Below are 26,604 nucleotides of genomic sequence, written 5' to 3'. Positions count from 1 at the left end.
CAAAGATAGCTCCGATCGATAAATGGATGCAGCTTATCCATTTATCAAGCGGAGCTATTTCTAGTAAGGAAAACTTCTCTTCGTTCCTCTGATTGCTATGCTTCTTCGTCTCTCGTCATTTCCTTGAGGGTAGTCTTATAAATAGACTGACCTATAATGTGAAATAGAAAAAGCCTTGGTAAACAAGTGTCTACCAAGGCTTTTTATACGATATTAACCGATGGAACCTTCCATTTCAAAGCTGATTAGGCGGTTCATTTCAACAGCATATTCCATTGGCAATTCTTTTGTGAATGGCTCAATGAAGCCCATAACGATCATCTCTGTCGCTTCTTGCTCAGAGATTCCGCGGCTCATCAGATAGAATAATTGTTCTTCAGAAACCTTGGAAACCTTCGCTTCATGCTCAAGGGAGATATTATCATTATGAATCTCATTGTATGGAATTGTATCTGAAGTAGATTCATTATCCATAATGAGTGTGTCACACTCGATGTTAGAGCGTGCGCCGTCCGCTTTCTTGCCGAAGTGGACAATACCGCGGTAGGTTACTTTTCCGCCTTGTTTAGAAATAGATTTCGAAACAATTGTGGAAGAAGTGTTTGGCGCCAAGTGCATCATTTTCGCACCTGCATCCTGATGCTGACCTTTACCAGCGATTGCGATAGACAAGGTCATGCCGCGTGCGCCTTCGCCTTTAAGGATACATGCAGGGTATTTCATTGTAAGCTTAGAACCGATGTTTCCGTCAACCCATTCCATTGTTCCGTTCGCTTCAACAACGGTACGTTTTGTAACCAAGTTGTATACGTTGTTCGCCCAGTTTTGGATGGTTGTATAACGGCAGTAAGCATTTTCTTTCACGATGATTTCAACGACCGCACTGTGAAGGGAGTTTGTTGTGTAAACTGGTGCTGTACATCCTTCAACATAGTGCACAGATGCATCTTTATCAACAATGATCAATGTACGCTCGAATTGACCCATGTTTTCAGAGTTGATGCGGAAGTAAGCCTGTAATGGCGTATCCACTTTCACGCCAGGCGGTACATAGATGAATGATCCGCCTGACCATACTGCTGAGTTCAAAGCAGCAAACTTATTGTCAGATGGCGGGATAACCTTTGCCCAGTGTTCACGGAAGATATCTTCATTCTCACGGAGAGCCGAATCTGTATCCTTGAAGATAATACCCATTTCTTCGAGGTCTTCCTTCATGTTGTGGTAAACAACTTCTGATTCATATTGGGCAGAGACACCAGCCAAGTATTTTTGTTCCGCTTCAGGAATACCTAATTTATCAAATGTGCGTTTGATTTCTTCAGGTACTTCATCCCAAGATTTCTCTGATTTCTCAGATGGCTTAACATAGTACGTGATTTCGTCAAAGTTAAGCCCGTTAAGGTTACCGCCCCATTGCGGCATAGGCATTTTGTAGAAATGTTCAAGTGACTTCAAGCGGAAGTCAAGCATCCATTGCGGTTCGTTCTTCATGCGGGAGATCTCTTCAACGATCTCTTTTGTTAGGCCGCGTTTAGAACGGAAGATGGAAACGTCCTTATCATGAAAGCCGTATTTATAATCACCGATTTCAGGCATTTTTTTTGCCATTGATCGCTTCCTCCATTCTTTCTGGTTAAAGGAAATCCTCTAACCCGTGTTTTATTTATTCCTTCAGACCTTTTTCCATTGCCTTCCAAGCAAGTGTGGCACATTTGATTCGTGCCGGGAACTTATTCACGCCTTGGAGGGCTTCTATATCACCGAGGTCTAGATTATCTTCATCATAATCCTTGCCTTGCATCATATCAGAGAAAATGGAAGCGAGCTTCATTGCCTCATCCACACTCTTGCCTTTGATGGTTTGCGTCATCATAGAAGCAGAGGACATGGAGATGGAACATCCTTCACCATCAAACTTTGCATCCTTGACAATGCCATCCTCCACCTGAAGAGTTAAGTGAATTCGATCTCCGCAAGTTGGATTATTCATGTCAATCACTAGGCTATCCCCTTCAAGAGACCCTTTATTGCGAGGATTCTTATAGTGATCCATGATTACTTGTCTGTAAAGGTTATCTAAATTATTAGAAGCCATTACTGAAATACTCCTTTGTTTTAACGAGTCCTTCGGCCAAGCGGTCGACGTCTTGTTCTGTGTTGTATAGATAGAAGCTTGCCCGTGCCGTTGACGAAACATGTAACCATTTCATTAATGGCTGTGCACAGTGATGTCCTGCTCTGATAGCAATACCCTCTGAATCCAGAACGGTAGCAACATCATGCGGATGGACATCATCAAGATTAAATGTAATAACGCCAGCTCTTGCTTCGGGGTTTTTCGGACCATAGATGGTGAGTCCTTCGATAGCCCCTAATTTCCGAAGAGCATAGGCAGCAAGCTTATGTTCATGCGCTTCGATATTTTCGAGTCCGATTTCATTCACAAAATCAATTGCAGCTCCAAGTCCGATTGCCCCAGCGATTATCGGCGTTCCCGCCTCAAATTTCCACGGAAGTTCTTTCCAAGTGGAGTCTTGCAATCCTACGAAGTCAATCATTTCTCCGCCGAATTCAACTGGCTCCATCTCTTCTAGATATTTTTTCTTTCCGTATAGGACACCGACACCAGTCGGCCCGCACATCTTATGAGCTGAAAAAGCGAAAAAGTCACAATCAAGATCTTGGACATCCACTTTAATATGCGGGGCACTTTGTGCTCCATCCACGACCATGACCGCACCGTTTTCATGGGCAATCTCCGCTAGTTCCTTCACTGGGTTGATAACGCCTAGAACATTGCTCACATGCATAACAGAGACGATTTTCGTGTTAGGTGTAATTACCTTTCTTGCTTCCTCAAGTGAAATCGTTCCGTCTTCCTGCAGGGGAATGTACTTTAAGGTTGCCCCTGTGGCCTTAGCTGTTTGCTGCCATGGAATGATATTGCTATGATGCTCCATCATGCTGATGACAATTTCATCTCCAGGCTTCAGGTTAGCTCGTCCATAGCTGACAGCAACCGTATTGATGGAGGTTGTTGTCCCTCTTGTGAAAACAACCTCCTCAATAGAATGGGCATTAATGAACTTTCTTACCTTCTCGCGCGCATTTTCATAAGCATCCGTCGCGATGGTTCCTAATGTATGAACACCGCGATGGACATTGGAATTATAGCGTTTATAGTAGTCTTCGATGGTCTGAATGACAGATAGCGGCTTCTGTGATGTCGCTGCACTATCTAGATAAACAAGTTCATGACCATTGACTTCTTGCTTAAGGATGGGAAAAAGCTCTTTAATATCAGGTCTTATCATTACTTAACTTTCCTTTCAATTACCTCAGTCAATTGTTTCTTAACTGCTTCTACAGGTAATTGATTAACAACAGGAGCTAAGAAGCCGTGAATGATTAAGCGCTCTGCTTCTGTTTTGGCGATTCCTCTGCTCATCAAGTAGTAAAGCTGAGTTGGATCGACGCGTCCAACGGAAGCTGCGTGACCTGCTGTTACATCATCTTCATCAATAAGAAGAATCGGGTTTGCATCCCCGCGCGCCTCTGGGCTAAGCATCAATACGCGTGATTCTTGAACCGCATCTGCTTTCGTTGCACCATGTTCAATTTTGCCGATGCCGTTGAAGATAGATGAAGCAGCATCTTTCATTACGCCATGCTTCAAGATGTAGCCATTAGAATGTTTACCGAAATGAATAACCTTCGTTGTGAAGTTCTGGATTTGGTTCCCTGTTCCGACAACGACTGTTTTTGTATCACCATACGCTCCATTTCCATGAAGATTTGTGATGTTTTCAGAAATCGTATTACCGTCATTCATCAAGCCAAGCGCCCATTCAACGCGGCCGTCATTCTCAACATATGCATTACGGTTGACATATGTTTGCATATCCTTAGATAGGGTATCCACTGCACCGTATTTTACTTGTGCGTTGTTTCCGACAATGACCTCAGAAATTAAGTTTCCAAGAACCGGCTTGCCGTCTGCTAAGGATATATAGTTTTCCACATACGTAACAGAGCTGTTATCCTCTGCAACGATCAACACGTGGTTATATAGATCTGCTTCTTTATTATCAATAACAAAGACTGCTTGAATAGGCTCTTCAATCACGACATTCTTAGGTACATACAAGAATACGCCGCCATTGAATAACGCTGCATGAAGAGCAGTCAATTTATTTGTTGTAACTGGAACACTCTTCGTCATGAAGTATTTTTGAACAAGCTCAGGATGTTCCTTTGCTGCAGCTTGAAGATTCATGAAGATAACGCCTTTTTCCTGAAGTTCTTTCGAAAGTGTCAGGTGTGCAGCTGTATGGTTTCTTTGGATATAGAGGCTTCTGTCCTCTGCTGGATTAAGCAAGCTTTTCACTTCATCAGCGAGCCCATCAAGATCAGCATACGGCTCACTGTCAACCGCGCTCACTTTCATATCCTCTAAATTCCATTTATCGATTTTTGTTTTATCTGGTTTTGGCATAGGAGTCACACTGGCTTCAGAAAGGGCTTCAAGACGAAGGCTTTCTAGCCAAGCAGGCTCACTATGTGCTTTTGAAAAAGAAGTGATTGCATCTTTTTCAATTGGTAACGTAGTTTCTGTTGTCATAATGATCCTCCTATTGCTTAAGCTTCGATTTCTACTGTTTCGTCTTCAATGCCTAGCTCTTCCTTAATCCACTCATAGCCTTCAGCCTCTAGACGCTGTGCAAGCTCTGCACCACCGGATTTCACGATCTTACCTTGCATCATAACGTGAACATAATCAGGTGTGATGTAGTTCAATAAGCGTTGGTAGTGAGTGATCATTAAGCATCCGAAGTCTTCGCCTCTCATTTGGTTGATTCCTTTAGAAACAACTTTAAGGGCATCGATATCAAGACCGGAGTCAATTTCATCAAGAATGGCAATAGCCGGCTCAAGCATCATTAATTGAAGAATTTCATTACGCTTTTTCTCACCGCCGGAGAAACCTTCATTGAGGTAACGCTGTGCCATATCTTGGTCCATTTCTAGAAGGTCCATTTTCTTATCCATTTCTTTGATGAATTTCATCAAGGAAATTTCGTTCCCTTCACCGCGTTTGCTGTTGATGGCAGAACGCATGAAATCAGCGTTTGTTACGCCGGAGATTTCGCTTGGATATTGCATTGCTAGGAATAGACCTGCTTTAGCGCGCTCATCAACTTCCATTTCAAGCACATCTTCGCCGTCCATTGTGATTGATCCGCTTGTTACTTCGTATTTAGGGTGGCCCATGATTGCAGAGGACAATGTAGATTTCCCTGTACCGTTAGGACCCATGATTGCATGGATTTCTCCACCTTTAACTTCAAGGTTAACACCTTTCAGAATTTCTTTGCCATCAATTGCAACATGTAAATCTTTAATTGTAAGTACTGAACCAGCCATACTTATACCTCCAATAATATAGTTATCTAAAGTTAGATTGTTTCTATTCTCAATTTATTCTCATTCCAATATTATAACAAATAGAATCTGGATTCAACTTTTTGAGCCCTTAAAAATCCTTGAAAAAACTACACTCTCCTGCCATAACAATTACTGCGTAAGGCTATTATAAAGTTAAATTATGAGAAAGAAAAGAACCAGCAATTGTATGCTGGTTCTTTCCCATTTTTCTATAATATCTTCTAAAATTAGAAGACTCGTCGATTCAGATCATTTACAATCTCATTACTTTTCAAATAACTGTCTTCTCGTCGTTCCTCTACTCGCATGCGCACATCTAACTTCTGGTTGTACACCTCATATCCAACTCCGTGCGCCTGCCTCATAGCCTTTTCCATTTCGTTCGTCACTCTGAGATGCAGCTGATTGTCAAAAATAATGAATCATCCCTTTCGAATTATTAAGTTAAGGTTATCACTTTATTAGAGAGCTCTCAATGTCTATATACCACGCTGAGCGATTGTTAAAAGTGATTTCGTCGATTTCTCAATGGAATTGCTTCATCATTCTGAGAAATGCCGGACGATATGTCTTATCAAGCAGGTATATATAATAGAAGAAAAAAGGTGCATTCCGAAATGAATCGGACATGCACCTTTTGTATTTTTTTATTCTGCTGGAATGACAGAACCTTTATATTCTTCATTGATGAAGTCTTTAATCTCATCGGATTTAAGGACTTCAACCAATGTCTTGATTGCTTCATTATCCTTATCTTCCGTACGAACCGCAATAATGTTCACGTACGGGTTATCTTCAGGACTTTCAAGTGCGATTGCATCCTCAGCTGGGACAAGATCTGCGTCAATCGCATAGTTGGAGTTGATTAAGACTGCATCGCCTTCATCATTATTGTAGACTTGAGTAAGCATTGGCGCTTCAATGTCTGTTTTAAATTTCAATTTCTTAGGGTTTTTCTCAATATCATCTACAGTGGCTTTCACTTTATTCACATCTTCCTTCAATGTGATTAAACCTTCTGCCTCAAGCATAGATAGGATACGGCCGTGGTCAGCAACGGAGCTGCTCATAATAATTTCAGCCCCTTCTGGCAGGTCATCTAAGCTGTCATATTTCTTGGAGTAAACGCCGATTGGCTCAATATGAATTCCGCCAGCATTAGCGAAATCATACTCATTCTCCTCAACCTGCTGCTCGAAATACGGGATGTGCTGGAAGTAGTTTGCATCAATGGATCCATCCGCTAACGCTTTATTCGGCATTACATAATCAGTGAATACTTCAATCTCCAAGTCAATGCCCTTTTCTTCAAGTAATGGCTTTGCCTTTTCCAAAATTTCTGCATGAGGAACATTAGATGCGCCTACAGTCAATTTCTTTGTATCCCCATCACCTGAACCTGAATCCTCTGAACTGCCGCAAGCCGCCAATATTAAAGTGAAGCAAAGTACTAAAATGAATGATAATTTCTTTTTCAACTCCATCTTCCTCCCTTAACGTTTATCCAGTTTCCTGGTTATGATATCTCCAATAAATTGGAGGATAAACACGATGATCAATACTAAGATGGTGGCCACTATTGTTACATCGGATTGTCCTCGGCTGAACCCTTCCAAGTAAGCTAAATTACCAAGTCCGCCTGCTCCAATCAACCCTGCCATCGCTGTATAGCCAACTAATGCGATTGCCGTTACCGTTATCCCAGACACAAGTGCTGGTAATGACTCAGGAATCAACACCTTCCAAATGATGGTGAACGAGGTTGCTCCCATCGACTTGGCAGCTTCAATAACCCCTTTGTCAATTTCTCTAAGTCCAATCTCAACCATTCTCGCATAAAATGGCGCCGCACCGATGATTAAAGCCGGCAGTGCCGCATTTGCCCCAATAATGCTTCCCACGAGGGCTTTTGTGAAGGGAATAAGCAGAACGATTAAGATAATAAATGGAATGGAGCGGAAAATATTCACAAAGGCGCCCACAATTCCATAGATGAATTTGTTTTCCCACAGATTTCCTTTTGATGTCAAGAACAACAGAAGGCCCAGGATAATGCCTAGGAAAAAGGTTGCTACTAAAGCGATTCCTGTCATGTATAGCGTCTCCATCGTTGCCTCTGAAATACGCTCCCACACGACATTTGGAAAATAGGTCTCCATCATTCTGAAATCACCTCCACACCGACGTCTTGATTATGGAGATACTCGATGGCTTTCGCTACTTCTGATTGTTCTCCATCCAGATGAATGAATAAGGTTCCATAGGAACCGTTTTGAGTTTGAGAGATTTTCCCTTGCATAATATTTACGTTAATTTGGTAAGAACGAATGACCTCAGAGAGCACTGGGGTTTCCGCTGACTCACCAATAAAGGATAGCTGAACAACCTTCCCTGTCGGATAAGCTTCAAGCATGTGCTCAATCGTTTCCTTCGTTTCCTCTGGCTCTGTCACCTGCTGAACAAATCGCTTCGTAATAGGTGCTTCCGGTTTCTTGAACACATCTAGCACCTGCCCGCTTTCCACAACCTTGCCCAGCTCCATTACTGCTACACGATGACAAATCTTGCGAATGACATGCATTTCATGGGTGATAAGGACAATGGTTAAGCCTAAACGTTTATTGATATCAACCAATAAATCGAGAATATCATCTGTTGTTTGTGGATCGAGTGCTGATGTTGCCTCATCACATAAAAGGACCTTTGGATTATTGGCAAGTGCACGCGCAATGCCGACACGCTGCTTTTGTCCGCCGCTCAATTGGGAAGGATAGGCATCTCCGCGCCCTTCAAGGCCGACAAGCTTGATAAGCTCCTTCACTCTAGCTTTCCTCTTATGCTTTGGCACTCTCGCTATTTCCAGCGGAAATTCTATATTTTCACTAACCGTCCGTGACCATAGAAGATTGAAGTGCTGGAATATCATGCTCACTTCCTTACGAGCATTCCGTAATTCCTTACCTTTAATGGCGCCCATATCTCGTCCGGCAACCTTTACTGTTCCTTTTGTCGGTTTCTCCAACCCGTTTAGCATGCGGATAAGCGTACTTTTTCCAGCTCCGCTGTATCCAATAATCCCAAATATCTCACCTTGCTCAATTGATAGGGACACATGATCAACGGCTTTAATGGATGTACCTTTTTTAAATGTTTTTGTATATGTCTTGGATACATCATTTAACGTGATCACTTAAACCTTCACCTGCTCTTTCTCTTATGCTCCATAGATTCCAATTCAATAAAAAATGCCTTCCTGCTATGAGCAGAAAGGCATGAATAATTAACTTATGCATGTTCCTTTCTCTCATCTTCCAGGACTTAATAATCCTGTGTGAATTGGCACCTTTTCAATCATGGCTGTCATGATTGCCGGTTGCCGGGCTTCATAGGGCACATCCCTCCACCTCTCTGGATAAGAGTCGTTCGATTCATTCACTTGTTACTGAATGTTATCCTACCATGGAGAAGAACGAGGTGTCAATAAGGACTTTTTATTTTACCACAAAATTCTATCATTTCGTTGTAACGGATTGGGAGCTGATGCCTGTTGCCTTCTCGATAGCAAGCTCAAGCTCTTCGATTAAATCCTCCACATTCTCAATCCCGATGGAAAGACGAACGAGATCATCAGTCACCCCGGATGCCTTCAAATCTTCTCCCCTTAATTGCTGGTGAGTCGTGCTTGCGGGATGAATAATCAAGCTCTTCGCATCTCCGACATTCGCGACATGTGACCACAGGCCGATTGTATCAATCAATGTCTTTCCGGCAGCCCTTCCGCCCTTGATGCCGAAAACAGCTACAGCACCCGCTCCTTTTGGCAAATATTTATTGGCGAGCTCATAATCAGGATGGTCTGGATCACCTGGATACAGAACCCAGCTTACAGCTGGATGCTGCTTTAAGTATTCAATGATCTCCTCAGTATTGGCAATATGCTCCTTCATCCTGACATGCAGGGTTTCAAGACCAAGAATAAATTGAAATGCATTGTATGGACTTAAGGCTGGACCCAAATCCCTTAATAGCTGGACTCTCGCTTTAATAATATAGGCAGCTGCCCCAATGGCCTCGCTGTAAATGATGTCATGATAGCTTGAATCAGGCTCCGTAAACCCTGGGAATTTCGGAGAATTCCAGTCAAACTTTCCTGCATCCACAATAATGCCCCCTAAGGTTGTTCCATTCCCAAGCAGCCATTTCGTTGCAGAGTGAACAACAATATCTGCTCCATGCTCAATGGGCCGGCATAAATACGGGGTCGCAAATGTATTGTCAACAATAAGCGGAATACCAGCCTCATGGGCAATCTCTGCCACCTTTTCAATATCCAGTACACTCAAGCTTGGATTACCGATTGTTTCTCCAAAGACAGCCTTCGTCTTCGGCGTGATAGCCTGTCTGAAATTCTCCGGATCACTTGGGTCGACAAACTTCACCTCTATTCCATATTTAGGGAGTGTTGTCGCAAATAAATTATATGTACCCCCGTAGAGTGTAGAAGCTGCCACAATTTCATCGCCTGCACCCGCAATATTCAAAATGGACAATGTGACGGCTGCTTGACCGCTCGCAACAGCAAGCGCACCAATTCCACCCTCAAGCTCTGCAACCCTTTCCTCAAGGACACTCGATGTCGGATTGTGAATCCGGGTATAAATATAGCCAGGCTCTGATAACCCGAATAAATTGGCCGCATGGTCTGTATCCTTAAATAAATAAGCATTGGATTGATAGATAGGCACGGCCCTTGCTCCAGATAATGCATCCTCCTGCAGCCCTCCATGAATTCCTACTGTTTCAAAGCGATACTTCTTCTTTTCTCCCATCCTTCGACACTCCTTTTCATCTTTTGTGATTTCCCGGAAAATAAAAAAACTCTTCACTTAGGAGAAGAGGGTAGATTCGATTCATCTCGCCTTATCTCCCGGAATATGATTCCGCAGGATTTAGCACCGTGCATCACATTTAGTGATACCGGTTGCCGGGCTTCAACGGGCCAGTCCCTCCGCCACTCTCGATAAGTTATTCAGTTTAGTTGATTAAAACTATAGCATAGGAAAAAAAAGGAGTCAATTGATAATTCTGAATTTTTAATTATTAATATCCACAAAAAAACAGACTGTTTACTCGAAATAACAGACTGTTTTCTTACACTCTATAAATCACGCAATCGTGCAATAAGATACGGAACCGACTGGAAGGCATATATTTTATCAACCACCAGCTCTCCTTCCAGGAGAATTAAGCATGGCACACTCTCAATTTGATATTGTTCCGCAAGCTCCTTAGCATAATTTAAGTTCACTCTTTCGATTTCGACATTGCACACTAGCTCTTCAGCCACATCAAGCATCTTTCCTGCGACTTGGCATGTACCGCATAAGGGGGTATACGCATAGATAGCTTTCTTCATGAATCTTCTTCGATCCTCTCTATCTTTTATTGATTGAACGATTTCACAAGAATATCGGCTTCTGTTAGAACCTCTGCAATATGACGGGCAGGGGCATCCTCGACCTCTCGATACACTCGATCTATATATAAATGCTCCGCATTCGGGAGCTCTCTTCTTAATTGACGTCTTAATTTCTCTCCAGATTCATCGGCATCCACCAGTATATATACATCCTTATCCTCAAGAGATTCCACTAATTCATCCAGCTTCTCAAGCCCTATTGTTCCATTCGTGCAAATGATTTCTATATCCTCAGCCAAAACGGCCAATACCTTCTTTCGGTCGCGATTGCCTTCTACAATGATGACCTTGTCCGTCATTTCATCACCTTTTCCGAGCTATTATAAGCCTTCCTTCTATTATACGTATCATACCCCATGCAAGGTAAATGTAACAAACCAACTCTTTGCATAAAGCTTTTCTCGGTTCTCTAACAATCAAAAGCATGTTATTAGTATGCAGATTATGTAGTTCTAAGAAGGCAAGCCGCATTCAAAGGACAAATAGATAGGCATTAAAAAAAGGAAGGACATCTCCTTCCCTTTCTCATATCCTTTAAGAATTAGTCTTCATTAATGGCTTCTTCATATTGTTCAGCGCTGAGTAAATCCTCTAATTCACTGCTGTTAGATGGTTCAACAATAATCATCCATGCTTTTTCATATGGAGATTCGTTGACATATTCAGGGCTGTCACTCAGCTCCTCATTAATGGCAACAACCTTTCCGCTGATTGGCGCATAGAGCTCAGAGACCGTTTTAACAGATTCTACGCTTCCGAATGGTTCGTCTTTTGTGATTTCATCATCCACTTCAGGAAGTTCAACAAAGACGATGTCACCAAGCTCCGCTTGGGCGAAATCAGTGATTCCAATACGCACTGTTCCATCTTCCTGCTTAACCCACTCATGCTCTTTTGTGTATTTCAAATCCTTCAGTATGCTCATTTTGCTCTACCCCCATATTATGTAGTCTTTCATCATCTCTATCATGACATCAAACGATTTTTTTGACAATTAATTCATGCCCATACAGACTCAAAATTTTCTTCCTTAAAGCCGATGGTTGCCTTTTCCCCGTCATACGCAATCGGACGCTTGATTAACATTCCGTCAGAGACCAATAAGGAGAGCATCTCATCCTCAGACATTCCCTTCAGTTTGTCCTTTAACCCTAATTCACGATATTTCATTCCACTTGTATTGAAGAGCTTCGTCAAAGGTAAACCGCTTTTTTCATATATCGCTTTAAGCTCTTCTTTTGTCGGCGGGGTTTCAGCGATATGGATGGCTTCATAGGCTGCGCCATGATCATCCAGCCATTTTTTCGCTTTCCTGCATGTCCCGCATTTTGGGTACCAATAAAACGTCATCATATTTATCTTCACCTCATTTGAAGCATATCATATCCGCACGAAAAAAGCCCAGCACATGCCGGGCTTCATAACATCTACTTTTCATTAAAGAACAAAGCGCTCTGCTTCAACGATTTTTTCTGCTGCTTCGCGTTTAAGCGCAATCACGTTTACTGGAGTAAAACGAGTGAATTTGCGAAGGGCAGATGTCATCATGCGAAGAGTATCACCTGTTTCTGTGCCAACAAGGGTTTCCTTCGCATGCTTCTCAATTTCTCCAAATGCTTCCTGGCAGAAGATTTGTGTGTAAAGAAGCTTCTGTTTGTTCTTCTCTAGACCAGTTGCACGAATGGCCTTTTCGGTACGAAGGACAACAGATTCCATAGCATAGATGTAAGAAGCAATATCTGCAATATTCACAAGGATTTCTTGCTCCTTCTCAAGCTCTGTACCGAATTTTTGAGCAGCCAGGCCGGCAATCATGATCCCGATTTTCTTCGCGTTTTTCACTAGCAGCTTTTCTTGATCAAGCGGCTCTTCTCCTGCTTCTTCCGGCATCATCATCATAAGGCCTTCAGAAATCTCTTGGGCTTTTTGAAGCAATGGCAGTTCGCCTTTAAGCGCTTTTTTCAAGAAGGTACCTGGTACAAGCAAACGGTTGATTTCGTTTGTTCCTTCGAAAATTCGGTTAATACGAGAGTCACGATAAATTCTTTCGATCTCATATTCAGCCATAAAGCCATATCCACCGTGAATTTGTACGCCTTCATCGACAACATAATCTAATACTTCAGAGGCAAAGAATTTATTGAGAGAGCACTCGATGGCATACTCGGCAATGGATTGTGCAACTGCTTTGCCATCTTTTACTTCTTCATCGCTCAAGCGGCTCATTCTTTCTTCAAATAAACCAACTGTTCTATAAACAGAGCTTTCAGAAGCATAGATTTTGGATGCCATTGTCGCAAGCTTCTCTCTAGTCAGATTGAAGGAGGAAATTGGTGTTTTGAACTGCTGACGCTGATTTGCATAGCTTGATGCAAGCTCAAGAGCGCGTTTGGAGGCACCTACTGCACCTACACCCAACTTGTAACGTCCGATATTTAAGATATTAAAGGCGATGACATGTCCTCGTCCAACTTCGCCTAGAAGATTTTCAACTGGAACCTCAGCATCTTCCAAAATCAATGTACGTGTTGAAGAGCTCTTGATTCCCATTTTCTTTTCTTCTGCTCCTGTAGAAACGCCTGGATATTCTCTTTCGACGATGAAAGCAGAGAATTTGTCGCCGTCGATTTTCGCATAAACAACGAATACATCTGCGAATCCAGCATTCGTGATCCACTGTTTTTCTCCGTTAAGGATGTAATGAGTACCCGCTTCATTCAATTTAGCTGTTGTTTTCGCACCAAGTGCGTCAGATCCTGAGCTCGGCTCAGTTAGTGCATAGGCAGCCAATTTTTCACCTGTCGCAAGAAGCGGCAAGTATTTTTGTTTTTGTTCTTCATTACCGAACAAGACAATTGGAAGGGACCCAATTCCAACGTGAGCGCCATGAGTAATGGAGAACCCTCCTGCAGGAGCCATTTTCTCTGTAATTAGCGCAGAACTAATCTTATCTAGACCAAGTCCGCCGTACTCTTCTGGTACGTCAGCTCCTAGTAATCCAAGCTCTCCAGCTTGCTTCAATAGTTTGACAGAACGGTCAAATTCATGCTCCTCCAAGTATTCGACTTGTGGAATGACTTCATTGACCAAATAGTCTTGAGTTGTTTTCGCAATCATTTTATGCTCATCTGAGTAATCTTCCGGTGTGAACATTTTCTCTGCATCGATATCTTCAATTAAGAATGCTCCGCCTTTTAACACTTCTTCTGTTTGGTTAGCCATTTTCTTCGTTCCTCCTTAATGTTTGGCTCCGGCAAAAAGGTACTGACCTCTTCTGCCGGAGTGAATTCTATTCATCTATTAAGCCAGTAATTCGAATACGCCTGCAGCACCCATTCCGCCGCCGATACACATGGTCACGACACCGAATTGCTCATTGCGGCGCTTCATTTCATGCAGAAGGCTGAGTGTCAATTTCGTTCCAGAGCAGCCCAACGGATGCCCAAGCGCAATGGCTCCGCCGTTAACATTGACCTTTTCTTCATCCAAGCCTAGATGACGGATAACCTGAATGGATTGAGAAGCAAACGCCTCATTTAATTCAAACAAACCGATATCAGACAGGCTTAATCCAGCGAGTTTAAGTGCCTTTGGAATAGCCTCAACTGGACCAATTCCCATAATCTCTGGCGGTACACCTGCAACCGCGAAGGAATGGAATTTCAAAAGCGGTTTTAATCCTTCAGCAATAGCCTTTTCCTTATCCATTAACAAAACAGCAGCAGCACCGTCACTCGTTTGAGAAGCATTCCCTGCAGTGACCGTACCGGTGACGGAGAAAGCTGGGCGCAGTTTGCCAAGTACTTCTGCCGTTGTTCCTGGTCGAACACCTTCATCAGTATCGAATTGGATTTGCTTTTCAATCAATTTATTATCTGCCCCAACCTGACGAAGGGTTACGTCAACCGGAACGATTTCATCCTTGAATTTTCCTTCAGCGATTGCTTTAGCCGCTCTCTCATGGCTTCGTACAGCAAACGCATCCTGATCCTCACGGGAGATATTGAATTTCTTTGCTACTTCCTCAGCTGTGTGGCCCATACCCATATAATATTCAGGAGCCGTTTCAGCCAATGTGGCATTAGGGCGGACGACATGACCCATCATCGGGACCATGCTCATCGATTCCACCCCGCCGGCCAGCACCGTATCAGAATGGCCGAGCATAATGCGCTCCGCTCCGTAGGCAATCGATTGAAGGCCAGAGGAACAATAGCGGTTGATGGTGATAGCTGGCACATTGTATGGAAGCCCAGCCAATGCTCCAATGTTTCTTGCAACATTCAAGCCTTGTTCTGCTTCAGGCATCGCACAGCCAAACACCATATCATCAATTGGACCGTCATAATTATTTGCACGTTTTAATGTTTCTTTAACAACCAAAGCACCTAAATCATCCGGTCTTACACTTGCAAGAGTTCCTTTTTTCGCTCTTCCGACCGGCGTTCTTGCTCCAGCTACTATTACTGCTTCTCTCATGCCAATCCCCCTCATAAATCGATTTATTCTTAGTTACGTAATGGCTTGCCTTTAACGAGCATGTGCTGCATACGAGCTTGTGATTTAGCTTCTTGAACAAGACTGATGAAAGCCTCGCGCTCAAGGTCAAGCAAATACTGCTCATCGACCTCAGTGCCATATGGAACCTTGCCTCCTGCAAGTACATAGGCAATCTTCTGCGCAATCTTCAAATCATGCTCAGATATATAGCCGGAATAAAGCATCGTTTGTGCCCCTAGCAGCAGGGCTGCATATCCAGGCTCACCGGATACAGGTATTTTCTTGCGAACCGGCGGCTTATAGCCTGTATTGGCTAATCCTAAAACGACCTGCTTCGCATCATATAATTGATGATCAGGATTGGCACTTACGCCGTCTGCCGCATTCAAGAAGTTATTATCACGGGCTTCTTCACCGGATGTGGATACCTTCGCTGTGGCAATGGTTTCAAATACCTTGATGGCTATTTGGGTAAGGTCAAAGTCTACCCCATTTGGCAGGCTGCTCAAATGTTTGATATACAATTCCTTATTTCCGCCTCCGCCAGGAAGCAAGCCGACTCCTGTTTCAACAAGACCCATATAGGTCTCAGATGAGGCCTGAATGCGGGCTGCCGGCAAGCAAATTTCTGCTCCTCCGCCCAGTGTCATATTGTGCGGTGCAGCTACTACTGGTTTCTTGCTATATTTAATCTTCATCATCGCTTGCTGGAATTGACGAATAATCATATCAACATCAAATATATTGTCATCCTGAACTTCCATGAGAATCATGGCCAAGTTGGCACCGACACAGAAATTCTTGCCCTGGTTGCCAATTACCAAGCCTTTGTAATTCTTCTCGACTTCATCAATCGCATAATTAATCATTTGGATAATGTCAAAACCAATCGCGTTATTTGGTGAATGGAATTCAAGCAAGGCAACACCATCGCCGAGATCAATCAGGCTGGCGCCGCTGTTTTTCTTAATAACTCCTTTTTGCTTTTTGAGCTGCTTCAAGTTAATCGCTTTCTCATTAACAGCGACTTCCTTGTAGTCTCCATTTATATAGAAGAGCGTGCCATTCTCCCCTTCTTTATAGAAGGAGGTGTGGCCAGCTTCAAGCATTTCTTTCACCCACGCAGGAACCGTCATACCCTCTTCTTCCATCTTAGCTACAGATTTCTCAACCCCAATGGCATCCCAGATTTCAAACGGCCCAAGCTGCCAGCCGAAGCCCCACTTCATCGCTTGGTCAATTGCGACGATATCATCTGCAATCTCACCTAATAATTGTGCTGAGTACACAAGTGTTGGGCTAGTGATATTCCACAATAATTCCCCCACGCGGTCTTTCGCATAGACAAGTGATTTCAATTTACGAGCTGCGCCTTTTGCCTGCTTCGCCATCTCTAGTGATGGCGCTTTCAGTTTCTTACGCTCTGTATATTCAAGTGTAGATGGGTCCAGCTCAAGAATCTCTTTCCCCTTCTTTAGGTAGAATCCTTGGCCTGATTTGCTTCCGAGCCATCCATTTTCAAGCATTTTTGTCATGAACTCTGGTATTTCAAATACTTTCTTTTCTTTTTCATTGCTGACATTGTCATAGACATTCCTCGCAACATGCGCAAATGTATCAAGACCGACTACATCAAGCGTTCTAAATGTCGCACTCTTCGGACGTCCAATCAGCGGGCCTGTTACAGAATCAACCTCGCCAACACTGTAACCCCTTTCAATCATTTCCTGGACAGTGACGAGCAAGCCATAGGTTCCAATTCGGTTCCCGATGAAGTTCGGTGTATCCTTCGCCTCTACGACTCCTTTGCCAAGTACATCCTCACCAAACAATTTCATCGCCTTTAAGACCTGCGGGTCGGTATCCTTTGTCGGGATAATCTCCAATAGCTTTAAGTACCGCGGCGGATTAAAGAAGTGAGTTCCAAGGAAATGCTTCCGGAAGTCCTCTGAGCGTCCTTCTGCCATCGCTTCGATTGAAATGCCGGATGTATTGGAACTGATAATCGACCCAGGCTTTCTATATTCATCTATTTGAGCAAATACACTTTGTTTAATATCCAATCTTTCAACAACTACCTCAATGATCCAATCACAGTCACCGATATTCGGTAGGTCGTCCTCGAAATTTCCTGCTTCGATTAATGATAGGTTTTTCTTTGAAGTCAGTGGTGCAGGCTTTTGTTTGACTAATTTTTGAATCGCTGTTTGGGCTAGTCGGTTACGAACTTGCTTATCTTCGAGTGTAAGCCCCTTCTTTTGTTCGTCTCCAGAAAGCTCTCTCGGAACGATATCTAGTAGCTTAACTGGAATCCCCAGATTGGCTAAATGTGCGGCAATCCCAGATCCCATTACTCCGGAGCCTAATACGGCTGCTTTTTTAATTTGAAGGTTCAACATTAATCCCCCTTTAATTGAATGCTCATTCATTTTTAACTCAAAAAAATTTGAAAATTAATATCCTATATTTATAAATATAAGAGATATTTGTAAATTCTGCAATGAAAAAGCCATAAAAATGGTATTTTTGTTTTGCATCATTTAGTAAAAGCTATATGTGGAGGTGATTCACTAATGGCTCGATTAAAGAAAAATCCATCTAAAGCAGGTGTCAGTGCGGCAAGCGTGAAAGGAGACGCTGGACCGCATGTAGAAAAGCGTTATGGAAAGTCCAACAGCCAGAACAGTCAATTCAAAAAATAATGGACCCCATACCATTATATGAATGGTACAGGGCCCATAAACCTTGTTTGCCTAATTAAACGGTGTACATTTTATTATATTCCATGGAGACCCTTGTTCCTGCTTTTCCTTCAAGGGCTTCCACAACTTGATCAAGGGAGGTAATGATTGTTGCTCTGCCTTCCCTTGATTCTGCGAATTGAATGGCGGCCTCAACCTTTGGAAGCATGCTTCCTGGTGCGAATTGCCCTTCCTCCGCGTATTCTTTTAACTGTTCCGTACCAACTTCTTCAAGCATCAGCTGATTCGGTTTATTGAAATTGATATAAATATTGTCTACAGCTGTAAGAATAAGGAAAACATCCGCATCAACAAGCTCAGCTAGCTTCTCTGAAGCAAAGTCCTTATCAATTACAGCCTCGACTCCGATTAATTCTCCATTCTTTTCTACGACCGGTATTCCGCCGCCGCCTGTTGAGATGACAATTTTGCCGTCTTCAACAAGTGTATTGATGCTTTTATGCTCTTGAATGCTGATCGGCTTTGGTGAAGGAACTACCTTTCTCCAGCCGCGTCCTGCGTCCTCTTTTACAGAAGCCCCTGTTTCGGACATCATTTTTTCTGCTTCTTCTTTTGTATAGAAAGGACCAATCGGCTTTGTCGGATGAATGAAGGCAGGATCATTCTCGTCAACAACTACTCGTGTAACAATGCCGACAACCTCTTTATCCAGCCCTTTTTTGGCTAATGCTTTATCCATTGCATTTTCTAGCCAATACCCGATCATCCCTTGGGACATTGCACCGCATGTATCGAGAGGCATTGCTGGATTCTTTTCACTGTCCGCTGCTTTTTGCTGCAAAAGAATATTGCCGACCTGCGGACCGTTCCCATGAGAGATTAAAATATCATTTCCTTTCTCGACAAGGCCGACAAGCTGTTCGGCTGTCTTCTCAAGCGCCTTTTGCTGTGCTTTAGCACTCGCATCTCCAGACTGTATAGCATTGCCTCCGAGAGCAATGACAATCTTTTGCCTTTTCATAAAAGAATTCCTCCTACCGTATCAAATGAATGGATTAAATCGTAATGCCTCCAGTGATTAATTCATAAATGGCCATGACCGCAAAGATAATAAGGGCGGCAGAAATCGCCAAGTCTGATTTGGTGAATACTTGTTTCACATTGGCTTCTTTTTGAACGAGATAATAAATAATGATACCTGGTGCATAGAGCAGCATAGTTAATAGTAGGTAACCGACACCTGCTGCATAGACCATCCAGATAGCATAGACGCTCGCAACAATCCCAACAACGAGATTCTTCGTACGATCGGCTGCTTTATCTTGAATGGAATATTTCAATTGATAGAATGCTGTGAAAGCATATGGAATCAAAATAGCTGATGATGCTAATGAGAATGCAAAGTTATACGCTTCCTCAGATACTAGGAATGTAAGTAAGAATACTTGGATTAATCCGTTTGTCAGCCATAGAGAATTGGATGGCGCACCATTCTTGTTCACTTTTGCAAACCAAGATGGGAATAATTTTTCTTTACCTGCCAAATATGGAATTTCAGCTGCAAGCATTGTCCAGCCTAACCAAGCTCCCAATACGGAAATGATCAAGCCAAGGTTGATGACAATAGCACCCCAAGGACCAACAATACTTTCAAGTACATAGGCCATGGAAGGGTTGCTTAACCCAGCTACATCTGCTCGAGCCATAACACCCATAGACAAGAAGGAAATTAAAATATAAATAATGAGCGTACTTACCAAACCGATAACAGTTGCTTTACCGATATCTTTTTTGTCTTTGGCACGAGTTGAAAGAACAACCGCTCCCTCAATACCAATGAATACCCATAATGTAACTAGCATTGTGCTTTTTGATTGAGCCATGACATCAGCGAATTGGAATCCGCCGCCTGTTCCCCAGAAATCATCGATGAAAATATCTGCATGAAAAGCAAAAATACCGATAATAATGAATAGGAAAATAGGAACAAGCTTAGCGATTGTTGTCACGACGTTAACAAGCGCTGCAGAGTGTACACCGCTTAATACAAGACCATGAACGAACCATAAAAGTATACTTGCCCCGATAATGGCAGCAATCGTTTGGCCGCCTTCAAAGATTGGGAAGAAATAACCGATGGATGAGAATACGAGTGTCGCATAGGCTACGTTTCCGAGCCAAGCAGAAATCCAGTACCCCCAAGCACTGTTAAACCCTAGGAATTTACCAAAACCTGCTGTAGCATAGCTAAATACCCCGCCATCCAGGTCAGGGCGTTTTTCATTCAAGTTTTCAAAAGAGAATGCTAGAGCAATCATCCCGATACCTGTGATGACCCAACCAATGATTGTGGCACCCGGTGATGCGGCTCCTGCCATGTCGGAGGCTAAGTTAAATGCTCCGCCGCCAATCATGGAACCGACAACAATCGCGATTAACGAAACCAAACCTAACTTCTTGTTACCATCCATTGTTTCTCACCTCTTTGATAAATTGTGAAGGCAGGGAAGCAAATCCCCGCCTCCTGATCTATGTGATTAATCAATATCACCCAATGTTAGGGCCATTACAGCCTTGATTGTGTGCATACGGTTTTCCGCTTGATCAAATACTTTAGAGTGTTTGCTGCGGAATACCTCATCTGTCACTTCCATTTCACTTAATCCGTGTTTTTCATGCACTGCACGGCCATAGGAAGTTTCTAGATCATGGAATGCTGGCAAGCAGTGAAGGAAAATAACATTATCATTGCCTGTTTTTCTAATCATCTCCATGTTCACTTGATATGGAGAAAGCAAGGCGATGCGTTCTGCGAATTTATCCTCTTCACCCATGGATACCCAAACATCTGTATAAATGACATCTGCTCCATTTACCGCTTCATCAACATCTGCTGTAATGGTTACACGTCCACCAGATTTCTCTGCCAATTCTCTTGCTGTCTCAACGATAGAGCTTTCAGGGAATAAAGATTCAGGAGAGCAAATTCTCACATCCATACCGACGATTGCTCCGCCAATCAGCAAGCTGTTTGCAACATTATTGCGGCCGTCTCCGACATAGACAAATTTCACACCTTTTAAGTGGCCGATATTTTCTTTAACAGTTAAGAAATCTGCTAATGTTTGAGTCGGATGCCACATATCTGTCAAGCCATTCCATACTGGAACACCAGAGTGTTCAGCCAATAACTCTACTTTAGAATGCTCGAATCCGCGGAACTCAATTCCGTCAAACATTCTGCCAAGAACCTTTGCTGTATCTTCAATAGATTCTTTCTTTCCAAGCTGAATATCATCTTTACCCAAGTATTCAGGGTGTGCTCCTAGATCGATACAAGCAACTGTGAAAGAGCAGCGAGTTCTTGTTGATGGTTTTTCAAAAAGAAGGGCAATGTTCTTGCCAGCCATATAATGATGCGGAATGCCTTGTTTTTTCATCTCTTTCAAATTAGCCGCAAAATCAATCATGTATAATAATTCTTCTTCAGAAAAATCCTTTTCACATAAGAAACTTCTTCCTTTGAAATCTGGTTTTGTTACTAGCATTTAGACGATTCCCCTTCCATAAATGGTGAATGATTTATCTTTTAGTCGTAATTAAATATCCTCGCGTACAATCGGCATGCTCATGCAGCGTGGGCCCCCACGACCGCGGGATAATTCCGAGCTTTTGACTTCAATAACCTTAATGCCGTGTTCACGTAAGCATTGGTTAGAAATATAGTTTCGATCATATGTAACAACCACACCTGGTGCAATCGCAAGCGTGTTGGATCCATCATTCCATTGTTCACGCGCAGCTGCGATTTCGTCACCGTTACCGCAAAGAATCAGGTCAAGCTCAGAAAGATTCAAGACTTCTTTCAACGCCTCTTGAAGGTTTGTGCGGTGAGTGACATTTACATGGTTTTCATCTTCACCTTTTTCAAGGATATAGATATTCATTTTACCGCCTGGGCCTTGAATCATTGGATGCATGGTGAAGCTATTATGGTCGACCATCGTGAAGACAGTGTCCAAATGCATGAATGCACGGCTTTTTGGAATTTCAATGGCTACGACTTTCTTAACTTTGTCTTGTTTAGGATGTTTGAATAGATTCAAAGCCAAGCGCTCAATGGCTTTAGCAGATGTACGTGCTGATACGCCAATCGCAATGACTTCTTCACTCAAGACAAGCTCATCGCCGCCCTCAATTGGATTATGATAATTGCGATCAAGCCAAACTGGAATATCATGACCCGCAAATCTTGGGTGATGCTTAATGATATATTCCATGAACATAGATTCACGGCGACGAGCAGGCTCTCTCATATTATTAATAGTTAAGCCATTGCCGATTGAAGCAGCAGGGTCGCGTGTGAAATAAAGGTTTGGCATTGGATCGGTGTAGAATGGATAATGATCCTCCATCATTTCATACAAATGTTTTCTCTTCTCAATCTCAAGCTCATTCTTGCGAATACCGGCCATAATTTTATTGACCATATCGAGATTAGAGAATGATAATAAATACTCTTGAAGATTCTCAAAAGTTTGAGGACTTGTCGCATTGCTTTCTTTTAGCATACGGCCGACAAATTCCTTTTTAATTTCCGGGTTGGTTAATGATTCGGCCACCAAGTTTTCAAGGTACAAAACTTCAATGCCCTGGTCTTGCAAGGTCTTAGCAAAATAATCATGTTCTTCTTGGATTTTAGGTAAATAAGGGATATCATCGAAAAGCAATCTCTCTAGATATTCCGGGGTTAAGTTTTCTACTTCTTGACCTGGACGTTTTAACATCACAGTTTTTAATTTCCCAATTTCTGAAGTTACATGAATAGGGGTGCTCAATCTCCTTACCTCCCGCGTTTGATTTAACTTACAAGTTAATTATAAGAAACACTCCATTTTAAAATTGTGATAATTTTCACATAAAAAGTGTGTAAAATCTCACAAAATTCTTTATAATTAGCGAAATAACCGCATGATTATTTAAACACCATCTAAGAAAGCGCTTACCGAAAACGAAAAACTGAATAAAAAGCTGTATAATACACATCTTCTATTCAAAAAAATTTTTTTAATGACTTAGCGTAACCATCCGATTTTCTACTACTTTTGCCTGTTCCTTCGTTTTGCAAATAATGAGGCATGTATCATTCCCGCAGATTGTGCCAGCTTTTTCTGTCCAATCCAGCTCATCCAATACTGCTCCTATTGTTTGAGCATGGCCAGGCAGCGTCTTTAAAATGATAAAATACTCAATTCGCTCCATTCCAATTAGCGCATCTTCTAGCTTTTTACGTAATTTCATCGTATCTAAATATTTATACTCAGCTATGAAACCATATCGGGTACCGCCCGATTTCGCAGGATATTTTGCTAGGTTCAGTTCGCGAATATCCCTTGAGATCGTTGCCTGTGTTACCTCAAGCCCATTCTTCGCCAATTCCTCCACAAGCTGTTCCTGTGTCTTAATTTCATTTTGAGTAATCACTTTCTTAATTAAGGCATGTCTTTCTTTCTTGTTCATCATCGTCATCCTTTCTCATGTTGAACTGCATAAGAGGCCTATCCCCATTTGACTGGACATAGACCTCCCCCTTTAACCTTCTATATAAAATGTCGGTATCTCTCCCTTATCCGCTATATCTTCAGGAGAGAAGGTTACCTTTACAGCTTTCTTCTCACGCTGCTGCAAATAAGCCGTCTCAACCTTTTTTGTCTTCAAACCTGCTTCCTTTGGAAATACGAGACTGATTTGCTGGGAATGATGCTGGAAATTACGAAGGACAATCGAGCATTCCACCATTCCGTTATCCGTCAATTCTGTGCATGAGCTTTCATCCTGAATATAGACGACGGCCTCCGCACCTGATTGGCCGGAATGCGCATATACCTCTTCCCCTATTTCGAAAAGGTTGTTAAAGGCAATAGACGGTACGAGGACAGCCAATATCAAGACAGCCGGCTCTATAAAACGATATTTCCTTCGATGGGCAGGATATTCCTCGGCAAACCATTTCACGAGCAGCAATACGCCAATAAATTGGATAAAGGCAGCCAGCAGCCATATATTAGAGAGACCCAGAAATCCCTCCGTTGGCAATGAGAACTCTTCAAACAACTGGCTTCCGACCATTGACTTCTGACCTGGAAACTGTAGTACAAGAGCCAGACCAGTTACATAGACAACGGCTCCCAATACATTATAGGACACTTTAATCATTGTAGCACTTCCATTCTAGCCAATGTTATTAGTCCTATAATACTGGTTATATATGTGTGTTTTCAAATAATGTGTATCTTAAGACCTATATAACTAGTTTTTCAAAATATTGGGGCTCGTGTATGTAAATCATTTTCTCCTTGATGGTTAGTTTTTTTTCCCGTTTCAATTTATTAATGACAAGGCTGGCCGTTTCTCTTGATGTACCTGACAGCACCGATAACTTAGAAGTTGTAAAAGGAAAATCAATTCGTATATAATCTGGATACTCTACTCCAAGGTCCATCATTAAATAAGAAATTGAATTTAACACCCTCTCCTGTGCATTAGGAATAATGCCATGCTGTATTCGCTTCTCCTGCCCTTCGAGAATTTTTCCATATTCCTTAATTACTTTTTGCAGCAGCCGATTATGCTTGGACAAAAAGCTTTCAAACACATCTGTAGACAGGTAGACAACATGGATATCTGTTTCGGCAATAGCAGAATGACAATATTCCTTGCTTCCCGTAAATAAGCCATTATAAGGAAACAACGTATCCTTCTTTATGTATTGATTATATTGCATACTGCCCTGCTTATTTGACTTTTCCAGCGTGACATAACCATCAAGCAAATAATAGATTCTTTGCCTCGGATCTCCCTGCCAAAAAAGATACTGTCCCTTCTTGAGTGTTCTTTCGTATAAAAATGGTTCTAATACACTTAAATCTTGCTTACTTAAAGACGAGAACAATTCCTTTCCCTTAATAAGATCAATGATTTCACCGCTCATAATGTACACCCGCTTCATCCTATTTTTGTGCTTGCTTCATTGTCCTGATTCTTGTTTCAAACATTTCTGCAATACCCATCAATTGTTGACAGACGGAACTGTACTTCCTTGCTACCTTTATTGTATTACGAGTAATTAGTACTAAATGATCTCTGAATTTATTATATCAAAATAATAAAATGGTATGTAGAGAGTTTCCTACATACCATTCATGTTTTAGATGATTCATTTATACAAATCGAGCTTGATTAAGCTGGCTCAAAGCATCATTCAGCAAGCTCTCCCACCCTGCCTGACTAACAGCAACCATTGAGGATGTACCGATATTTACATTAAATTCACCTAGATCTCCAGTCAATTTGTAGTAGTCGCCTAATTTAAGAAGTTCCTTATGCAGGGTCCTTTCAAGATCAATAGCTTCATTGCCAAATAGTCCGGATAAGATCACACCAAATAGATTGCCGTCAAGCTTCACAGCTTTTCCTCCATATCGCTCAATCACTCTCAACACTTCTGCTGAATCCTTCAAGAGATTCTTTCCTACGGAAAAATCTATCATCCGTCTTGCCTCAAAGGAAAAATCCAAGGTAATAATCATCAATGTTACGGGTGTGCCCGATTTCCTTGAAAATTCCCATAATTCCGTCAAATAAGAGCGGAAATACCTGGAATTGGGCATATTTAATGAACAGTCTGTCAGAGCTAATACCTGAAGCTCTTCATTTTTCTTCAAAAGACGAAAAACATTTTCTTTCTGTTCAGTTATTTCAAGAAAACCTACCAAAACCTTCTCCATCTCTCCTGTCCCATTCAGCACAGGAGTAGCAGATGCTTCAATCCAGATACTCTTGTTCAATGATGGATGTGATAGTCTCATCGTTCTTTTCTTACTATGGTTTCTTGTATTAAACGTCACAGTGAGCGGCATATCCTCTATGAGAATACCTTTACCTTGATCATCTGTGATTTCCCACTCCGTGTTCAACAGTGGAAAAGGCGATGCTAGTTGCTCCTTAGAGAACATGTTCAAAATATCCAGAGCTACTTCATTCATTTCACACACATTTCCATTCCGGTCATAGATAATCACACCATAGTCAATCTCGTTCATACCAATAGCCCAATCCTCTTTTTCCACTGAGCTTTTCCATCCTCCTGAGAAAATGGCGGTACAGAGCAGAGCAATAAGAAGTAATACAAGTATAAGTGTCGGCAGCCAATGCACATAAAGGACAGACTCTGTCCAGTGGTAAAGCGCTGCCATTTGAAGAATGCTGAAAAAGAATAATAGCATAATTATGTACAGAAAAATCTTCCTCCATTGCTCTTCCATCATCTCTACTATCTTTCGCTTCATATTTGGCCACCAAAACTTTCCCTCGTATTTATCATTTTCTACATTAGGCCTGTATTCTTTTTATCTTTCTATTTATCATAGGTTAGTTCACAGTATATTTCTACCATTTTTTTCATATTGTCCTACA

The 26,604-nt window shown here is 42.2% G+C and carries 25 protein-coding genes and 2 riboswitches; of the genes, 1 reads left to right on the top strand and 24 read right to left on the bottom strand.

Translation table 11 applies throughout. From position 1 onward, the window contains the following. Positions 1–213 precede the first annotated feature (213 nt). From sufB to AC622_RS02385, 16 genes are all read right to left on the bottom strand, one after another. A complete protein-coding gene (gene sufB, locus AC622_RS02460; RefSeq protein ID WP_049669629.1) occupies positions 214–1,611 on the bottom strand; it encodes a Fe-S cluster assembly protein SufB in 1,398 nt (465 codons plus the stop codon). Positions 1,612–1,666: 55 nt separating this feature from the next. Further along, positions 1,667–2,098, bottom strand: a complete 432-nt coding sequence (gene sufU / locus AC622_RS02455; RefSeq protein WP_049669628.1) for a Fe-S cluster assembly sulfur transfer protein SufU — start codon at positions 2,096–2,098, stop codon at positions 1,667–1,669. Further along, entirely contained in the window at positions 2,088–3,317 is a 1,230-nt protein-coding gene (locus AC622_RS02450; RefSeq protein ID WP_049669627.1) for a cysteine desulfurase, read from the bottom strand. Before AC622_RS02450 ends, sufU begins: the two co-directional genes overlap by 11 nt. Continuing rightward, positions 3,317–4,624, bottom strand: coding sequence for a Fe-S cluster assembly protein SufD (sufD, locus tag AC622_RS02445; protein ID WP_049669626.1), 1,308 nt, complete (start codon positions 4,622–4,624; stop codon positions 3,317–3,319). Before sufD ends, AC622_RS02450 begins: the two co-directional genes overlap by 1 nt. Before the next feature lie 17 nt (positions 4,625–4,641). Continuing rightward, the gene (gene sufC / locus AC622_RS02440) at positions 4,642–5,427 is read right to left on the bottom strand and encodes a Fe-S cluster assembly ATPase SufC (protein ID WP_049669625.1); all 786 of its coding nucleotides are present in this window, start codon (positions 5,425–5,427) and stop codon (positions 4,642–4,644) included. Between the two features lie 668 nt (positions 5,428–6,095). Further along, positions 6,096–6,926: a MetQ/NlpA family ABC transporter substrate-binding protein gene (locus tag AC622_RS02435; RefSeq protein ID WP_049672748.1), complete on the bottom strand. Its 831-nt coding sequence runs from the start codon at positions 6,924–6,926 to the stop codon at positions 6,096–6,098. 15 nt (positions 6,927–6,941) lie between these two features. Further along, positions 6,942–7,610 carry a methionine ABC transporter permease gene (locus AC622_RS02430; RefSeq protein WP_049669624.1) on the bottom strand — a complete coding sequence of 223 codons (669 nt, stop codon included), beginning with the start codon at positions 7,608–7,610 and terminating at the stop codon, positions 6,942–6,944. Then, positions 7,607–8,638 carry a methionine ABC transporter ATP-binding protein gene (locus AC622_RS02425; protein WP_049669623.1) on the bottom strand — a complete coding sequence of 344 codons (1,032 nt, stop codon included), beginning with the start codon at positions 8,636–8,638 and terminating at the stop codon, positions 7,607–7,609. The genes AC622_RS02430 and AC622_RS02425 overlap by 4 nt, the downstream gene beginning before the upstream one ends. A gap of 111 nt (positions 8,639–8,749) precedes the next feature. Further along, positions 8,750–8,867, bottom strand: a riboswitch (SAM riboswitch). Positions 8,868–8,960: 93 nt separating this feature from the next. Next, positions 8,961–10,277: an O-acetylhomoserine aminocarboxypropyltransferase/cysteine synthase family protein gene (locus tag AC622_RS02420; protein ID WP_049669622.1), complete on the bottom strand. Its 1,317-nt coding sequence runs from the start codon at positions 10,275–10,277 to the stop codon at positions 8,961–8,963. 88 nt (positions 10,278–10,365) lie between these two features. Further along, positions 10,366–10,475: riboswitch (SAM riboswitch) on the bottom strand. A 131-nt stretch (positions 10,476–10,606) separates the two neighbouring features. Then, a complete protein-coding gene (locus AC622_RS02415; protein WP_049669621.1) occupies positions 10,607–10,864 on the bottom strand; it encodes a thioredoxin family protein in 258 nt (85 codons plus the stop codon). Between the two features lie 26 nt (positions 10,865–10,890). Further along, entirely contained in the window at positions 10,891–11,226 is a 336-nt protein-coding gene (locus AC622_RS02410) for a toprim domain-containing protein (protein ID WP_049669620.1), read from the bottom strand. A 242-nt stretch (positions 11,227–11,468) separates the two neighbouring features. Then, positions 11,469–11,852, bottom strand: coding sequence for a glycine cleavage system protein GcvH (gene gcvH / locus AC622_RS02405; protein WP_049669619.1), 384 nt, complete (start codon positions 11,850–11,852; stop codon positions 11,469–11,471). A gap of 74 nt (positions 11,853–11,926) precedes the next feature. Continuing rightward, positions 11,927–12,280 (bottom strand): arsenate reductase family protein, encoded by a 354-nt coding sequence (locus AC622_RS02400; protein WP_049669618.1) that lies wholly within the window; start codon positions 12,278–12,280, stop codon positions 11,927–11,929. Positions 12,281–12,364: 84 nt separating this feature from the next. After that, on the bottom strand, positions 12,365–14,149 hold the full coding sequence (locus AC622_RS02395; protein WP_049669617.1) for an acyl-CoA dehydrogenase family protein: 1,785 nt from the start codon (positions 14,147–14,149) through the stop codon (positions 12,365–12,367). A gap of 78 nt (positions 14,150–14,227) precedes the next feature. Further along, on the bottom strand, positions 14,228–15,406 hold the full coding sequence (locus tag AC622_RS02390) for an acetyl-CoA C-acetyltransferase (RefSeq protein ID WP_049669616.1): 1,179 nt from the start codon (positions 15,404–15,406) through the stop codon (positions 14,228–14,230). 29 nt (positions 15,407–15,435) lie between these two features. Further along, positions 15,436–17,826 (bottom strand): 3-hydroxyacyl-CoA dehydrogenase/enoyl-CoA hydratase family protein, encoded by a 2,391-nt coding sequence (locus AC622_RS02385; protein ID WP_049669615.1) that lies wholly within the window; start codon positions 17,824–17,826, stop codon positions 15,436–15,438. A gap of 174 nt (positions 17,827–18,000) precedes the next feature. Between AC622_RS02385 and AC622_RS20480 the strand changes: the two genes are divergently transcribed. Next, positions 18,001–18,129, top strand: coding sequence for a YuzL family protein (locus AC622_RS20480; RefSeq protein WP_082196992.1), 129 nt, complete (start codon positions 18,001–18,003; stop codon positions 18,127–18,129). A 55-nt stretch (positions 18,130–18,184) separates the two neighbouring features. Here AC622_RS20480 and arcC read toward each other — a convergent pair whose 3' ends face one another. The 8 genes from arcC to AC622_RS02345 form a co-directional block, all read right to left on the bottom strand. Continuing rightward, the gene (gene arcC / locus AC622_RS02380; RefSeq protein ID WP_049669614.1) at positions 18,185–19,150 is read right to left on the bottom strand and encodes a carbamate kinase; all 966 of its coding nucleotides are present in this window, start codon (positions 19,148–19,150) and stop codon (positions 18,185–18,187) included. Between the two features lie 34 nt (positions 19,151–19,184). Continuing rightward, positions 19,185–20,600, bottom strand: a complete 1,416-nt coding sequence (gene arcD, locus AC622_RS02375) for an arginine-ornithine antiporter (protein WP_049669613.1) — start codon at positions 20,598–20,600, stop codon at positions 19,185–19,187. A gap of 66 nt (positions 20,601–20,666) precedes the next feature. Next, positions 20,667–21,677: an ornithine carbamoyltransferase gene (gene argF / locus AC622_RS02370; RefSeq protein ID WP_049669612.1), complete on the bottom strand. Its 1,011-nt coding sequence runs from the start codon at positions 21,675–21,677 to the stop codon at positions 20,667–20,669. A 51-nt stretch (positions 21,678–21,728) separates the two neighbouring features. Continuing rightward, entirely contained in the window at positions 21,729–22,967 is a 1,239-nt protein-coding gene (gene arcA / locus AC622_RS02365) for an arginine deiminase (protein ID WP_082196991.1), read from the bottom strand. 229 nt (positions 22,968–23,196) lie between these two features. Continuing rightward, on the bottom strand, positions 23,197–23,649 hold the full coding sequence (gene argR / locus AC622_RS02360) for an arginine repressor (protein ID WP_049669611.1): 453 nt from the start codon (positions 23,647–23,649) through the stop codon (positions 23,197–23,199). Between the two features lie 72 nt (positions 23,650–23,721). Continuing rightward, a complete protein-coding gene (locus AC622_RS02355; RefSeq protein WP_049669610.1) occupies positions 23,722–24,345 on the bottom strand; it encodes a hypothetical protein in 624 nt (207 codons plus the stop codon). Positions 24,346–24,430: 85 nt separating this feature from the next. Further along, a complete protein-coding gene (locus AC622_RS02350; RefSeq protein WP_197089895.1) occupies positions 24,431–25,120 on the bottom strand; it encodes a Crp/Fnr family transcriptional regulator in 690 nt (229 codons plus the stop codon). 229 nt (positions 25,121–25,349) lie between these two features. Continuing rightward, positions 25,350–26,477, bottom strand: coding sequence for a diguanylate cyclase domain-containing protein (locus AC622_RS02345; protein ID WP_049669608.1), 1,128 nt, complete (start codon positions 26,475–26,477; stop codon positions 25,350–25,352). Positions 26,478–26,604: the final 127 nt, after the last annotated feature.

It is taken from the genome of Bacillus sp. FJAT-27916 (assembly GCF_001183965.1).
Taxonomy (GTDB): Bacteria; Bacillota; Bacilli; order Bacillales; family Pradoshiaceae; genus Pradoshia.
This window is presented reverse-complemented; position numbering and strand designations above follow the sequence as displayed.

What these genes read in the sequence shown, in the direction of transcription:
- sufB (WP_049669629.1), bottom strand. Translation starts at nt 1,611, where the DNA reads ATGGCAAAAAAAATGCCTGAAATCGGTGATTATAAATACGGCTTTCAT.
- sufU (WP_049669628.1), bottom strand. Translation starts at nt 2,098, where the DNA reads ATGGCTTCTAATAATTTAGATAACCTTTACAGACAAGTAATCATGGAT.
- AC622_RS02450 (WP_049669627.1), bottom strand. Translation starts at nt 3,317, where the DNA reads ATGATAAGACCTGATATTAAAGAGCTTTTTCCCATCCTTAAGCAAGAA.
- sufD (WP_049669626.1), bottom strand. Translation starts at nt 4,624, where the DNA reads ATGACAACAGAAACTACGTTACCAATTGAAAAAGATGCAATCACTTCT.
- sufC (WP_049669625.1), bottom strand. Translation starts at nt 5,427, where the DNA reads ATGGCTGGTTCAGTACTTACAATTAAAGATTTACATGTTGCAATTGAT.
- AC622_RS02430 (WP_049669624.1), bottom strand. Translation starts at nt 7,610, where the DNA reads ATGATGGAGACCTATTTTCCAAATGTCGTGTGGGAGCGTATTTCAGAG.
- AC622_RS02420 (WP_049669622.1), bottom strand. Translation starts at nt 10,277, where the DNA reads ATGGGAGAAAAGAAGAAGTATCGCTTTGAAACAGTAGGAATTCATGGA.
- AC622_RS02415 (WP_049669621.1), bottom strand. Translation starts at nt 10,864, where the DNA reads ATGAAGAAAGCTATCTATGCGTATACCCCCTTATGCGGTACATGCCAA.
- AC622_RS02410 (WP_049669620.1), bottom strand. Translation starts at nt 11,226, where the DNA reads ATGACGGACAAGGTCATCATTGTAGAAGGCAATCGCGACCGAAAGAAG.
- gcvH (WP_049669619.1), bottom strand. Translation starts at nt 11,852, where the DNA reads ATGAGCATACTGAAGGATTTGAAATACACAAAAGAGCATGAGTGGGTT.
- AC622_RS02400 (WP_049669618.1), bottom strand. Translation starts at nt 12,280, where the DNA reads ATGATGACGTTTTATTGGTACCCAAAATGCGGGACATGCAGGAAAGCG.
- AC622_RS02395 (WP_049669617.1), bottom strand. Translation starts at nt 14,149, where the DNA reads ATGGCTAACCAAACAGAAGAAGTGTTAAAAGGCGGAGCATTCTTAATT.
- AC622_RS02390 (WP_049669616.1), bottom strand. Translation starts at nt 15,406, where the DNA reads ATGAGAGAAGCAGTAATAGTAGCTGGAGCAAGAACGCCGGTCGGAAGA.
- AC622_RS02385 (WP_049669615.1), bottom strand. Translation starts at nt 17,826, where the DNA reads ATGTTGAACCTTCAAATTAAAAAAGCAGCCGTATTAGGCTCCGGAGTA.
- AC622_RS20480 (WP_082196992.1), top strand. Translation starts at nt 18,001, where the DNA reads ATGGCTCGATTAAAGAAAAATCCATCTAAAGCAGGTGTCAGTGCGGCA.
- arcC (WP_049669614.1), bottom strand. Translation starts at nt 19,150, where the DNA reads ATGAAAAGGCAAAAGATTGTCATTGCTCTCGGAGGCAATGCTATACAG.
- arcD (WP_049669613.1), bottom strand. Translation starts at nt 20,600, where the DNA reads ATGGATGGTAACAAGAAGTTAGGTTTGGTTTCGTTAATCGCGATTGTT.
- argF (WP_049669612.1), bottom strand. Translation starts at nt 21,677, where the DNA reads ATGCTAGTAACAAAACCAGATTTCAAAGGAAGAAGTTTCTTATGTGAA.
- argR (WP_049669611.1), bottom strand. Translation starts at nt 23,649, where the DNA reads ATGAACAAGAAAGAAAGACATGCCTTAATTAAGAAAGTGATTACTCAA.
- AC622_RS02355 (WP_049669610.1), bottom strand. Translation starts at nt 24,345, where the DNA reads ATGATTAAAGTGTCCTATAATGTATTGGGAGCCGTTGTCTATGTAACT.
- AC622_RS02350 (WP_197089895.1), bottom strand. Translation starts at nt 25,120, where the DNA reads ATGAGCGGTGAAATCATTGATCTTATTAAGGGAAAGGAATTGTTCTCG.
- AC622_RS02345 (WP_049669608.1), bottom strand. Translation starts at nt 26,477, where the DNA reads ATGAAGCGAAAGATAGTAGAGATGATGGAAGAGCAATGGAGGAAGATT.